We start from the raw sequence: 12,651 nt of genomic DNA on the forward strand, positions 1-12,651 counted from the left end.
TGGACCGGCTTCGCCGTAGCGACAGCGTACAAGCGACGGCACACCGACAACACCCCTCCGTATGGGGGCTCCTGGGTCCGTCGCGGCCCGTGCCCACCACACGTGCGCCCGCGCAGGACGTCCGCGTGACAATGCCTCTTCCCCAGTCTGCTCGTCGACCCGGGGAACTCGCGACGTGAACCAGCAGCACCCGGCCGGCTCACCGGGCAGGATCAGGGGTGGGTGACCCCCGTCCCTACCGATTGCCACCGCACCAAACAGGAGCCGACGATGACCGACACCCCCTCGACGCAGCGCTTCGAGCCATCCGCGGCCGCTGCGAGCAGCGCACCAACCCCGCCGGCCGAAACCCAGGACGCCACCGGGTTCACCGATGCCGAGCACCACACCCTGCGCTCGGCCGCGATGCTGGCGAGCGCGTGGGTGTCACGGGCGGAGAAGGGGATGTTCGACAGCATCAAGGAGTCCTTCGCCGCGTCGAAGGCGATCGCGGGCTCGCCCCCGGAGGTCGCCGCCCTGGTCGGCAAGGGTGGGTTCCCCGAGATGCCGAAGGGTACGCCGGCGGAAGTCGAAGCCCGTACCTTGGCGCTACTGGGCGATGCGGTCTCGCTGTTGCGGGCAAAGGCTCCCCAACTCGTCGACGGTTACCGCGCCATGGTCCTACAAAGCTGTCGTGACGCCGCGGCTGCAGCCGACGACACCTCGCCCAACGAGACGGCTGTCATCGCCAAGGTAGAAGCCGCGCTGGCTTGACCACGCCCGCCGGTCACTGGATGCAAGAGGTCCGCTACGCCCCGACCCTGTTGGCCCGCGTCGAGAGCCACCCGAGCCGCGAGCCGCACACCGCCCCTGCGGGACCCATCAGCTCCGCATACGGCGTCGCGTTCAGATTTGGTCACCCTCGCCGCTCACCGAGCCCGACGAGCCGGCGCGCCTGGGGCGCCTGTGCTGGGACTCGGCGCGCTGCTGCCAATAGGAGACGACGAGGGTCGCATGCTGCTGGGCGGCCGCCGGAGACCAGTCCCGAGTGTCGGCTTCCAACTCGACGGCGAAGTCGATCAGCTCGCCGGACTCAAGCCGACTCGCCCACGGAAACGCCCTCACGAGAGCGACCGCATGGGCCCGGGTCATCCCCGAACTGGCCATGCCTACATCATGACCGATGCCCCCGACGGTGCCAGCCCCATCAAGGACGGCCCCGCCATGCACCGCCCCTGACGCTGGGGCGCGGCCGAGGGAGCCAAGGCGACAGTCGCGGGAGCCAAGGCGACAGTCGCGGGGAGCCGAGACGGAGGTGGACCTCGACGCTCCCGGGTCGGAGCCACGTGAGGATCAGCCCCTTGCGAGCGCTCGAGGGCTACCACGCTGCCCACCCTGCCCCGTCGACGGCCGATGGCGTGCGGCGTGGCCCGTCCCGGCACTCGTCGGGGCGTTCCCTATTTCGTACGCGTCTGGGGGCCGTGGCAAACGGAGCGGCTCCGTCGCGGATGGGCCGGCTCATCACCTCCTTTCGTGGCCCATCGCGCTGAGGACCGCCGTGCGAACACAGCGCGAGGGGTCTGCGCAGTGTTCGCCCTCTTTGCCGTCTGAGCATGCTGTTCACGTTTCAAGAGACCACCCCACCGGAACCTTCGCCGCGAATGGCGCGCCTACCGGGGTACCGGCCACCGTTCCGCGCCCGCGTCCACGCGCAATCCCCGCCGGCGCAGCGACCGGCTCCACGCTCGTCGCTGGGATGCAGGTGCTTGACGTTCCAGTGCACCCATCGGATCCAGCTCAGGGCGACTGTTCCGCTCCCCGAGGCGCCCGGGCTCCTCAGGCAGTCGCGATGGAGTCGAGCCACCGGCTGGTGACGTCGGCCGAGCGTGCCACGTGCAAGGTGAGCTCGGCACGCAGCGGGGACCCACGCAGCACGGCGCGGCAGGCAGGGAGCCTGCTCAGCCCATCGACGTGTGCGACAAGGTCACGCAGCTGCCCCGACATCGCCTTGGTCAGCGCGCCGACCCGTCGACCGCCGAGGCGGACCTCGATGGCCTCGAACGGGGTTGAACGCGGTGTCCGGGCCTCCTGCACCACGTGCAGGGTCACCACAAGGTAGCGCTCGCGGTCGCTGACGAAGCGGCGCAACACATCCATGTGCTCGTCTTCGCCGGTCACCTGCACTGCCCGTCCCCCTGGGAGCACTTGGTAGGGAGCCTCGGGGAAGGCATTGAACGGCTGCACACCGTGCGCGGGCGGCAGCCAGACCGTCGCGCTCGCGTAGATCTGGCCGTCGTCCTCAACGCGTGCCCATACCCGGGAAGAGACCGAGAGGTGCCCGCCGTCCTCCGCCAGGTCCGCCAGCGCGGGGGCGTATTCGGCGGCGGTGCCGCGGGGCAGGAACCCGAGCATCTGACCGCTCACCCAGACGGCGACGGCGTTCGGGTCGTGAGGGTTTGACGGGTCGATCGCCAGCCCAGCTGCCAGGTCCTGCAGCTCCTGCCCGTACGCGGTGATAGCCGCGCCGCGGCGCTTGTACACCGCGCGGAAGGCATCCTGATAGAACCATTCACCCGCAACCTCGCAGGGTTTCGTGCTGATCGCCCATGCCTCCACCGCCGCCCCGGTCGGGGAGGCCGGCACGCGCTCGCCTGATCGCTCGAGGGGCGACGGCGGGTTCTCAGTCCTCACCTCGGGTGCGGTAGCCACCGGAGCGGATGTGAAGGACGTCTGCGTCGACACCCCGGTCGCGGGGAGGCCGACGGGTGGAGGCATCATCGCCACCGGCCCCGGCGATGACGGAGCATCCGACACGTCCGAGCTGCCCCGGGGTCTCCGTGACGCCGGCCGGCGGATCGTGCCGGGCGGTAGGGCTAGGAAGGCTCCCAGCAGCCCGAAGACGAGGACGGCTCCCCAGGCGCGGCTGGAGCTGGCGCCGAGCACTTCGACGAGGCAGATCGCGGCCCAGAACCGGCGTCTACGCCACCACTTCGGCTTGCCCATCTTCGTCGTCCCCCTGACCTTTCAGGCGCTTTCCAACCGGGACCCGGGGGCCTCCGACGTATCACCGCATACGTAAGCATGTCCGACCTTGCCGAGGGCAAGAACGCGCAACTCCTCGGCCCCTCGACTCGCGGCCCCGCGCATGATCCACGCGAGGAACAAGGGGCGCGTTTGTGCTGCGAGGCGGAGAAGTACGAATGCCCGAGCCTCAAAGCAGTGACTGCTGCCGTCGCGCCCGCCGGCTAATCCCACAAGGCGAGCTGGTCCGGGTCCGGGTTCCTGGCCCGGCGAGCGCGGTTGCCGCGGAAGGGGTTGGCGCACGCGTTCGAGCAGAACCGCCGGTTCACGTTGGTCTGGTGTCCCGGCAGCTTCACCTCGCGCTGGCACCCGGCACAAACCAGCACGATCGGGGGGAGGGTCATCGCGACGTAGTGACACGCGGGCGAGCAGTAGATGTGGGTGCGGGCCCAGTACGCCGGCATCATTGCGACCCGTAAGCACTGGCGACAGGTGTGTTCCTGGTGATCCTCGCGGGGGCGGCGCCGGTCGCGGTCGCTGCCGGGCGCCGGGTCGGGATGCCGGAAGCCGGGCAACGACCACGCTGAGGGCAGCGGCCACAGGTCACGCTTCGTGGCGTTGCACTTCTGACAGATGGGGCGCAGGTTGGCCAGGCAGTGCGGCCCTCCCTTCGCGATCGGCTTCACGTGGTCTTCCTCGGTGGCCTCCGCGATGCCGCATCTCCAGCAGCGGCCACCCCACATGGCGAACCGGGCGGCCTTCTGTTCGGGGGTGAACGCGATGATTTGGCCTCCGGCGGCAGCCTTGTACCGGTAGCGGCGCAACCGGTAGGCGTCCTTGGTCTCCTCGTACTTGATTCGGGTGCAGGCCTTGCACCGAGCGTCGAGGCCGTTTCGCGTGGTCCTGTCGCGGTAGAACGCCTCTTGAGGCTTCACCGTCTGGCAGGCGAAGCAGTAGGCGCGCCGCACGCCGGTCGCCTGAGCCTCACCGTCGAGCTCCGCAGAGAGGTCACACCTTTGCGAGCAGTACCGCGAGCTGGCCTGCCGGTCAGTGGGCACGAGCTTCGCGCACCAGGCGCATCGCCAGGCGGCCCGCATGCACGCCCGAGAGCAGAACAACCGAGCCGCAGCCTCGCTGGCCTTCATCGTGAAGGCAGTTCCGCATTGCCGGCAGGTCACCTCGGCACGGCCGGCGGCGTCGCGGCAGGCCAACGAGCAGTACTTCTGGTTGGGGCGCGTGGTGCTGCGCCGCACCGGCGCCTGGCACGTTGCACAGGGGAACTCCTCTGCGCGCCGGGCCATGCCCTGACAGGTGCGGGAGCAGAACTTTGCCGCCTGCGCGCGGTGGGCCTGGACAGTGAAACTCGTTCCGCAGTGCGCGCAGGCGACGGTGACTGAGGGCCGGCGCAGTCGGCGGCTCGGAGTGCTTGCACGGCCGACGATGCCGGTCATGGCGCCGGCCGCCGGCCCCGGCGCGGGCTCCACGCTGTCCCCTGTCCCCATGGGTGCATGGTGCCAGTGGGCGCCGACACCGTGCCGGCGAACGACCACACCGGCAAGCGTGGGAGCGGCGAGCAGGCGCCCGGGGGCAGCGACCGGGCCTGTGAGAGCAGGCCCCAACAGTCTGGTCAGGGCCCCGGCACGACCTTCGTGCCCGCGCTGACAAGCTCCCCCACTGCTGGGCGCAGACCCTGCCCGCCGACAGCGCAAAGACCGGCCGCGTGGGGACTCCATGCTCTGAATGCCTCACTCGCGGCAAGGCGTTTCAAAACCGCGGCAGCGCCGTCGCAGATGGGCCGGCTCATCACCTCCTCTTGTGGCCCATCGCTTTCGGGATCGCCTCGCGTAGACGGCGTGGTGCCGTCTTCTCGCGGTTCAGTTCTTGCGTTCACACGCTGTTCAGATTTCAAGTGGCAACACCACCGGACCCTTCGCCGCCGACGGACGCGCGTTCCGGGATACGGCCCAACGTCCTGTGCCTGCCGGCGCGCGCAATCCCCGCTCTCGCGCCCCTGCCCGGGCTGGCTTCCGGTCGGGTACTCGACGTTTTGTTCGCCACTGTCGGCTGGGCCCCGAGTGCCACGATTCCTACCGGCTGGGATCTGCCTGGCCCACAGCCCTCCACACGCTTTGCCGCCTGGGGCCGCGCAGCTCAAGGAGCCGGACGGATGCGCAGGACTGGGGTGCCGTAACGGAAGACCAGCCGCGGAGGGTGAAGGCGAGCGTCGCTGGATGACGGCGACAGCGGCGCCATCGAGGAGTTCTGAGGATTTCCCGTTCGCAGGTCGCGCCCAGCGCGGTCGTCGTCCGCGCTGGCCGACCCGGTGGAGTGCTCGCTGGAACGACCCAGGTCCAGGCGCAACACGAGAGGCTCTCCCAGTTGTGCCTTGATCACTGAGAGCAGACGGACAGGCCGGCCGTCGCCGGCGAGGGGCTGCGCGGCACTGCGCGGGGTGCGGGTTGCGGTCCCGGCATCGAGGTCCAGGGTGTAGTCGGAGTCCATCGTGGTGACGTGCCAGCGACCCCTCAGACCGACGGCCGGGTAGTGGCTCACAATCTCGGGTGCGGACGACTCCGCATCCGAGTCGCGGTGCGTGCCCAGGCTCGCTTCCCACGGTCCTGCGCGCTCGAGGGGCGGCGCGAGCCGTTCTGGAAGGTTGTCGGGGAGGGCTGGCCATGCGGGAGCGTCCGGCGCGGACGTGAGCCGGGTTCCAAGGATGGCGCGGATGGAGGAGGAGATGCGCCAGTACTCCCACGCCGGATTGACGGCGGGCTCGAGCCAGATCAGGAAGCGACCGCCCACCCGGGGGTATTCCTCGATGCGGGCGAGTGCGAGCCACCCGTGGTCGCCGTCGAAGCGCTGGGCGCCGGTGTCGGGTTCGCGCCGGTACAGGCCGGCGTCGAGGTGGAAGATGTGGCTGGTGTGCCGGGTGCGCACGAGCCAAGCTCCGCGGCTGTCCTGGGTGAGTTCGTCGACGTCGTAGAAGACGCGGCGCTGCTGATGCTCGGGGCCGCCGGCCGGTCCGGGCTGGGACCCGCCGGTTGCTGGGGTGGGCTCGTGCGTCGGGTCAGGGTCATGGTCGTGGTCATGAGGAGTCATGGCGGTGCTCCACCGGTGCGATGTGGGTGCGGCGCGGGTTTCCGGGCGACTGCATCTCCCCGGCCGAGTGACGTTCGGGCAGGCCGGGATGGCGCCGTCGGAGGCGTGGTGAGTGGTCGATGTGTCAGCGGGTGGCGGCCGCGTCGGGCGGCCGGTGCTCTGGGCGCGTCCGACGTCGGGTGGTGCGGGCGGCGTGGGTGCGGGCTGGTTCGGTGTTGGCGAGGGCTTCGGTCAGGGCGTTGTTGAGCAGGGAGAAGCAGTAGACCTCGACGAGGCCTCGGCGCCAGCCCAGGCACATGGCCCGGTTCACGAGCAGGGTGCGTTTGAGGTTGGAGTGGAAGCCTTCGGCGTCGCTGCGTAGGCCGATGATGGGCGGGAAGTCGGGGTCGGTCTCGGGGATGACGCGCAGGTTCTGCGGCCGGCGGGGGTCGCCGTCGGCGGCGTGAGGGGTGAGCCAGACGGTGTGCTCGCCGTCGGGGCAGTTCAGGTGGTAGCCGATGTTGAAGTGGTAGCTGCCGTTGGTGCGCCGGAAGCGTTTGACCGGGCCGCGGTCGAGTTCGGCGAGGACGACGGGATCGCCTGTCTCGTCGAGCCCGACGTCGACGACGCGCCCGCCGATGGCCGCGAGCTGGTGCCGGCACCGGGCCCCGTCGGGTTCTGCACGGGTGGGTGGCCCGGGGTGACTGACGGTGCCGAGCGGATAGGAGCGGACGCGGCGCCCGGCGTCGTTGAGGACCAGGGTGGCGACCTGTTCGGCGTCGGCGGGGGCGCCGGTGGGCTGCTTGGCCAGCAGGAGGTAGCCGTAGCGGGTCATGACCTGGTCGATGTGGACGCCGTTCATGGCGCCGTCGTAGACCGCTGCTTGGATGCCGTCCCCGGCGACCTGGTGGACTCGGCCGAGCAGCCCGAGAGCGGTCGCGGCCTCGGTGCCGGGTTCGGGGATGTGGTCGGCGCCCAGGACCACCCGCTGGTAGCGGCCAGGGCCGCGGGCGTGCCAGAAGACGTAGCCGTGGGTCAGGACTGGGCCGAGCTGGCCGTGGTGCTCGCGCAGGTCTGGGTCGTAGCGTCCGACGGGGTGCTCGAGCAGCTCACCGGTGCGCGGGTGTGGGTAGGCCAGGTGGGTGCTGCCGTCAGGATCGACCACGGTCGTGGCTTGCGGCGGCCGGTAGAGGGGCCGTACGAGGGTGCCGTCGCCGTAGACGCAGCGGGTCGGGTCGGGATGGGTGAGGCTGCCGGGCCCGTGCGGGAGAAGCAGCCCGATGTCGCGGGCGGTGCGCACCGCGAGCGGCGGGAAGGCCTCGGCGAGGTGGGCCAGTCCCTCGTCGGTAGCCAGGTGCTGGTCGCGCAGCCATCTCCAGTGGTCCCAGGTGGGCGGGTGCAGGCCCGGCGGTGGAGCCTCCACGCCGCTGGCGGCCAGCCCCTGCTCCATGAGGGCGCGCACCATCGTCCACGTGTGCCGTTCGTGAAGGTCGAGCTGGACCCGGACGCCGGAGCGCAGGACCCGGGCCAGGACCCCGTACGCGAGAGTGACGTACACCGGGTTGGCCGGTGGGCGCCCGACAGGCCGCTCCGGTTCGAGGGCGGCGGCGAGCCGGTAGAGCGTCGGGGACGCCAGCACAGCGCGGATGCGGGTCAGGGACGAGGCGTGCTGCAGGTTCATGTCGTCCGCCACTCCAATGCGAGGTCCGCGGCGACGGTGTCGAGGCTGCGGGCACCCATCCGGCGGGCCACTTGCTCGAGCGGCATGCCGCCGTCGAACAGGGTCCGGCCGGCCCAGTTGCGTAGCGACGCCGGCCGCACGTCGGGCTCACTAGACAGCCCGGCGAGGTCGAGCACGGCGCCGAGGGCGTTGCAGACGGCGGCCTGCGCCTTGGCCTGTCCGGGGGTGCCGGAGCCGCGGTAGGTCAGCAGCGTGGTGGCCGGGGCGTGCCGCGAGCGCAGCACCTGGGCCTGCCGGGTGACGATCCGTGTCCCCCAGTCGCTCAGCTCGCCCAGGCGCGGGTCGTGGCGGCGGGTGCCGGGCAGGTGCACCCATCGGGGCGAGTCGGGGTCATCGAGATCGGCGAGGCGGATGGTGGAGATTTCGCTGGAGACGGCGGTGGTCTCCCCCAACGCCCACGCGACGGCGCGCTGCAGCGCGGTCGCGCCGGCCTCGCCGAGCCGCGTCGCGCCGCGGCACAGGATGACCTCCGTGTCGGTCAGGGGTCTGGCGGAGGTGTCGCTGCGGGCGGGCAGACTCAGGTCCAAGGTGGGGTCGCCGTCGCTCAGGCCGAGCTCGCGCCAGGTGCGAAACAACATCCGCAGTGAGTTGCGACGGGTGTGCTGCGTGGTCAGCTCCGCCGGACGACCAGCCGCGGTGCGGGCGGTGACGAAACCGCGGCAGTGCTCGGCAGTGATCTGCTCGGGCGTCTGGACGCCTTGCGCGCGCAGGCGGGCAGCGAAACGGGTGACGGTCTCCCCGACGCGGGCCAGCGTCTGGTCGGTGAACTCGGACCCCTCCTCCCAGCGGTCCCTAGCGGCACCGACGGCCGCGTCGACCGCCGAGGACGACGAGGTGCTGGCCGCCAAGCCGGACGAGCCGGCGGAGGGTGAGCCTCTGCTGGAGACCACCGCCGCGGGCTCGCTGGCGGGCTCGGCAGTGACCGGGGGGTGGGCTGGTGCGGCGTCTGCGGATGCCATGTTGGCGTCAGCCGCGGTCGGGCCCGCGAGGGAAGCAGACGAGGCCTCTCCCCAACCTGGGGGCCGGCTGTCGGCACTGTGGTCTGACTGCGGTTCGAGCGGGGCTCGGGCCGGGGCGCTGGGTCGAGGGTTCATTGACGCGCCTCCTTGCCTTCGACGGTAGGAGCCACCGGCCTCCGTGTCATCGGCGCTTTGCGCTCGGGAACGCCGCACACCCCGGTCGGGAACGTCCTCACCAAGAGACGCCGAGGCACGACACCTGCTGACAGAGCCCGGCCGAGCGGCGCCGAGTTCGGCCTGCCTCCCGGCACCTTGCGCTGGGGCCGGTTTCTCCGATTCGCGTGACGCGGAATGTCCCTTTTGCGACTATTCTCGAAATGTCCGATGGTCCGCAGCCCGGTGTCGCTCTTCAGTGGCGACCAGCGATGCAGCGGCCTCACGGACATCTTCGGCCGACAGCGGGTGTCGGCTTCTCACCCACATCCGGCGCGCTCGGTGGCGCGCCAGAAGGAGTCACCGCATGCCCCACGCCCCAGAGACAGCTCGCTGGGACCGCTCCGGCACCTCGAAGGTGTCGAACGAGGAGCAGATGGCGAACCTGTTCGCGTTCGAGCCGCTCTACCTGATGGGCGAGATCGTCCAACAGCTGTTGGACGAGCACCGCACGCGCGGGCGGCGGGCCAGCTTCCCGGCGACGCTGCTGTTCGGGGTCGCGGTGTCCGCGCGGATCACCACCTCGGTGCCCGAGTCGATCCGGCTCCTGGGGAACGGCCGCCTGTGGGACACCATCCGGTACCGCTACCGGGAGATGACCGGGCACGAGCTGCCCGCCGGGCCGCCCAACAAGGACCAGGTCGACCACTTCCGTGAGCGGATTCTCGAGCTGGGCGCCATACCGCTCTTGCAGGCGATGTTTCGTCGCTGCGCCATCGGCCAGGCCTGGGCCCACGGCAACCTGCTCCCGGGCAGCTCCTGTGACTTCACGAATCCCGACGAGCGCAACGCCGTCTACGGCGACGGAACCATGCTCAAGGCGTTCAGCGACGTGCGCACCATCCCCGACCCGTACGACCCCACGCGTCGACGCGTCCTCGGTTCCCGCGCCGGGAAGCCGGAGCGGGCGCGGATCCAGAACTTCACCACCGACCTGAGCGAGGACGACAAGACCGGCCGCGGGGTCAACTTCGTTGCCGCGCACACCTGGACCCAGTACGGGCGGGTCGTGCTCGGCACCGCGCCCGCCATGCGTGCGGAGCAGTGGGCCGCGCTCGAGCTCCTCGAGTCGGTCGGGGACCTCGCCGGTGGGGGCATGCACCACGTCATCTGGGACCGGGCAATCACCGGCTGGAGCGTCGACTACCTGATGGGCAGGTACGGCGCCCAGGTGCTCGGCAAGAGCGTCGCCCAGCGTGAGATCACCGACCAGACCACCAGCCGGAGCATCTACGACGCGAGCGGCGCGGCCAGCGACGATCCGCACTTCGCCGGCGATCTCGACGACCCGCTCAGTGACGACGCCTGGGACGAGCCGCCAGCAGCGGCACGCTTCGTCCTGAACTGGAAGCACATCACCGAGAAGAGCCGTCGGCTGGCCGCCGAGCTCGGCGCGGAACCGACCACGCAGACCCTGCACGTGCTGCGCCAAGACCAGCTCGCCGCCCGCTTTCACAACAAGGAACCCCTTCCCGTCGGGACGAACCTGTACGAGACCAGCAGGAACAGCTACGACGCCGTCTACGGCAAGACGTACTGGCCCGCCCCGGCCAGCCACACGACCCCCGCCGGCCGGGCCTGCGTGCACCGGCTCGTCATCGACGACGGCTCCCTCTACCTCGTCGGGTCTGACCCGGAGCTGGACTACGCCGTCAAGGAGCAGCACCTGCCCTGCGTCAGGAGCACCCGCAGCCAGAGCGCAGAAGAGACATGGCAGCGGACGAACACCTACCTCATTCCCTGCGAGCACGGCGACCTGACATACAGCCACACCTGGTCCCCAACGGCCCACCGGGCCTACCCCGAGCCCAAGTCCGCGAACCCCGAGTCGGCGGACCCCATCTCCCAGGCGGACGCGACGGGGGCCTTTTCGTCGGGGGCCAAGGCAGTGAACCCGGCACCGGACATCGCCGGCCGGGAGCTGCGCCCCCTCGCCCGCGCGGACAAGCGGTTCAAGGCGTCCTTCCGACGCAACGACTCCGAGGCCTACAACGCCTGGGTCAAGCGCAGCATGCCGATCCCCGGGCGGGCAGCCTCCGTGACCCTCGCCGGTCAGGAGTTCGACTTCCTCGCCTCCGGCATCGTGAACAACTCCCTGACCATGTCCCGCAGCCCCATGGCCTGACCCTCCAGCGCCCGACTCAAAACGCCGCCCCGGCCTACGCCGGGGCGGCGTTTCGCATGCTCGCTTCGGCGCAGCCCGCGCCCGGCTTCCGCAAGCCGGTCACGCTCGGTTTCGACGACCCCCGTGCGAGACGAATCGGGTTTCGGGACATCGAAACCGCCTCTGACCTGCGAGAGCACCACTGAGGTGGCCGTGCCCTCAAGGCGGCGATTGCGCTGCGTGCCCGGCTCCGGACCTTCCACCCCGTCAGCGAACACCGCAGCCGGGAGAGCCTCCATGAGCACCACGATCAGCACCGCACGCACCGCAACCAAGACTGCTTCCACGCGTAAGCGCTCGACCGGCATCTCCCGCCCCACGGGGCCCCTAGACGAGGTCCTCGGCTCAATCACCCTCACCGAGGCCCGCGACGCGTTCTTCACGCTGAACAAGAACTACGGAATCCTTCCCGAGCGCACGGCTGCGGAGCTGACGCGCGACTTCGACATCCTCGCCACCAAAGCGCAGAAGATCGGCCTGAAGAACCTCCGCCAACTCGTCACGAGCCAGGAGCTGCTCCTGGTTGCGGTCGCCGAGCTGGCCAACCCGAACGGCGACGACGTCACCGAGGTGGCCGAGCGCGCCCACCACTGGCGCAACCTCATCCTCACCCTCGCCCTCGCCGGGGTCAGCTGCCACCACGCCAAGCCCACCACCATCTGCCGGCACATCACCCCCCTGCCGGAAGACCGCACCGCAGAGCAGCGCCGCCCCCTGCGCCCGGACGAGGCCCTCCTGCTGCGCACCTACATCGCCGTCGACGTCGAGCAGGCCCCCATCAGCCGCGGACGCACCAACGCCGCCATCTACGCCCTCATGGACGCCGGCTGCAACGCCAGCGAGACCAGCCACACCACCCTCAACCACTTCGACTTCACCGACGTCCCGACGACCGTGATCGCGCACGGCAACAAGCACATCGGCGACCGCGTCCTGCACCTGGACCGGTTCGCCCGCATCATCCTCGGCCAGCTCACCCGCGACGCCGTCGAGCGCGACCTCGACGCCACTGCCGTCCTGACCTACCGCCCCCGGGGGCACAAGGACGACAGCAACTCCTCCAACAGCACCCCCATGGGCATCATCACCCGACTCATGATCGCCGTCGGCCTGCGGCACACCGACCTCACGCCCGCCAGCGTCACCCAGTGGCGCGTCGAGCAGGGCCTGGCCGCCCTCGGCGCCGAGTACGCCCTCGCCATCTCCGGGCGCTCCAGCATGAAGCAGATGGAAGAGCAGCTCTACCACCGCCCCCTCCAGCAGGAGCCCAGCGCAGCCTTCCGCCGCCCCGGGCTCACCCTCCCCGCCGCCTGACCCTCTGAGGGTCTGCCGTCTCTCCAATCCAGGTGAGCCACGCGGAAGTCGCCGACCAACCTTCCCAGCGCAGACGCGGAGGCATCGGTGCATTCCTCTCCGCACAAGCGCAGGGCGTGGCCAGCGGTGTTCACCCAGGCACTTCGACCCCATGGGCTAGGGGCAGCCTCACCCTGGTCAGG

At 70.5% G+C, this 12,651-nt stretch carries 8 protein-coding genes; 3 read left to right on the plus strand and 5 right to left on the minus strand.

What is annotated here, in order from left to right:
* The first annotated feature begins 270 nt into the window (after nucleotides 1-270).
* A complete protein-coding gene (locus AC1DIW_RS17740) occupies nucleotides 271-753 on the plus strand; it encodes a hypothetical protein (RefSeq protein WP_478109837.1) in 483 nt (160 codons plus the stop codon).
* A 1,062-nt stretch (nucleotides 754-1,815) separates the two neighbouring features.
* Here the strand turns inward: AC1DIW_RS17740 and AC1DIW_RS17745 are convergent.
* The 5 genes from AC1DIW_RS17745 to AC1DIW_RS17765 form a co-directional block, all read right to left on the minus strand.
* On the minus strand, nucleotides 1,816-2,622 hold the full coding sequence (locus AC1DIW_RS17745; RefSeq protein ID WP_478109838.1) for an HIRAN domain-containing protein: 807 nt from the start codon (nucleotides 2,620-2,622) through the stop codon (nucleotides 1,816-1,818).
* A gap of 602 nt (nucleotides 2,623-3,224) precedes the next feature.
* A complete protein-coding gene (locus AC1DIW_RS17750) occupies nucleotides 3,225-4,502 on the minus strand; it encodes an HNH endonuclease (protein ID WP_478109840.1) in 1,278 nt (425 codons plus the stop codon).
* 649 nt (nucleotides 4,503-5,151) lie between these two features.
* Nucleotides 5,152-6,099, minus strand: a complete 948-nt coding sequence (locus AC1DIW_RS17755) for a hypothetical protein (protein ID WP_478109842.1) — start codon at nucleotides 6,097-6,099, stop codon at nucleotides 5,152-5,154.
* Nucleotides 6,100-6,223: 124 nt separating this feature from the next.
* Entirely contained in the window at nucleotides 6,224-7,759 is a 1,536-nt protein-coding gene (locus AC1DIW_RS17760) for a hypothetical protein (protein ID WP_478109844.1), read from the minus strand.
* Nucleotides 7,756-8,709, minus strand: coding sequence for a hypothetical protein (locus AC1DIW_RS17765; protein WP_478109846.1), 954 nt, complete (start codon nucleotides 8,707-8,709; stop codon nucleotides 7,756-7,758). The genes AC1DIW_RS17760 and AC1DIW_RS17765 overlap by 4 nt, the downstream gene beginning before the upstream one ends.
* Nucleotides 8,710-9,298: 589 nt before the next feature.
* Between AC1DIW_RS17765 and AC1DIW_RS17770 the strand changes: the two genes are divergently transcribed.
* Together AC1DIW_RS17770 and AC1DIW_RS17775 are read left to right on the plus strand one after the other, a co-directional pair.
* Nucleotides 9,299-11,116 (plus strand): hypothetical protein, encoded by a 1,818-nt coding sequence (locus AC1DIW_RS17770; RefSeq protein ID WP_478109847.1) that lies wholly within the window; start codon nucleotides 9,299-9,301, stop codon nucleotides 11,114-11,116.
* A gap of 276 nt (nucleotides 11,117-11,392) precedes the next feature.
* On the plus strand, nucleotides 11,393-12,469 hold the full coding sequence (locus tag AC1DIW_RS17775; RefSeq protein ID WP_478109849.1) for a hypothetical protein: 1,077 nt from the start codon (nucleotides 11,393-11,395) through the stop codon (nucleotides 12,467-12,469).
* Nucleotides 12,470-12,651 lie beyond the last annotated feature (182 nt).

The sequence above is a fragment of the Terrabacter sp. 01T434 genome (assembly GCF_056398545.1).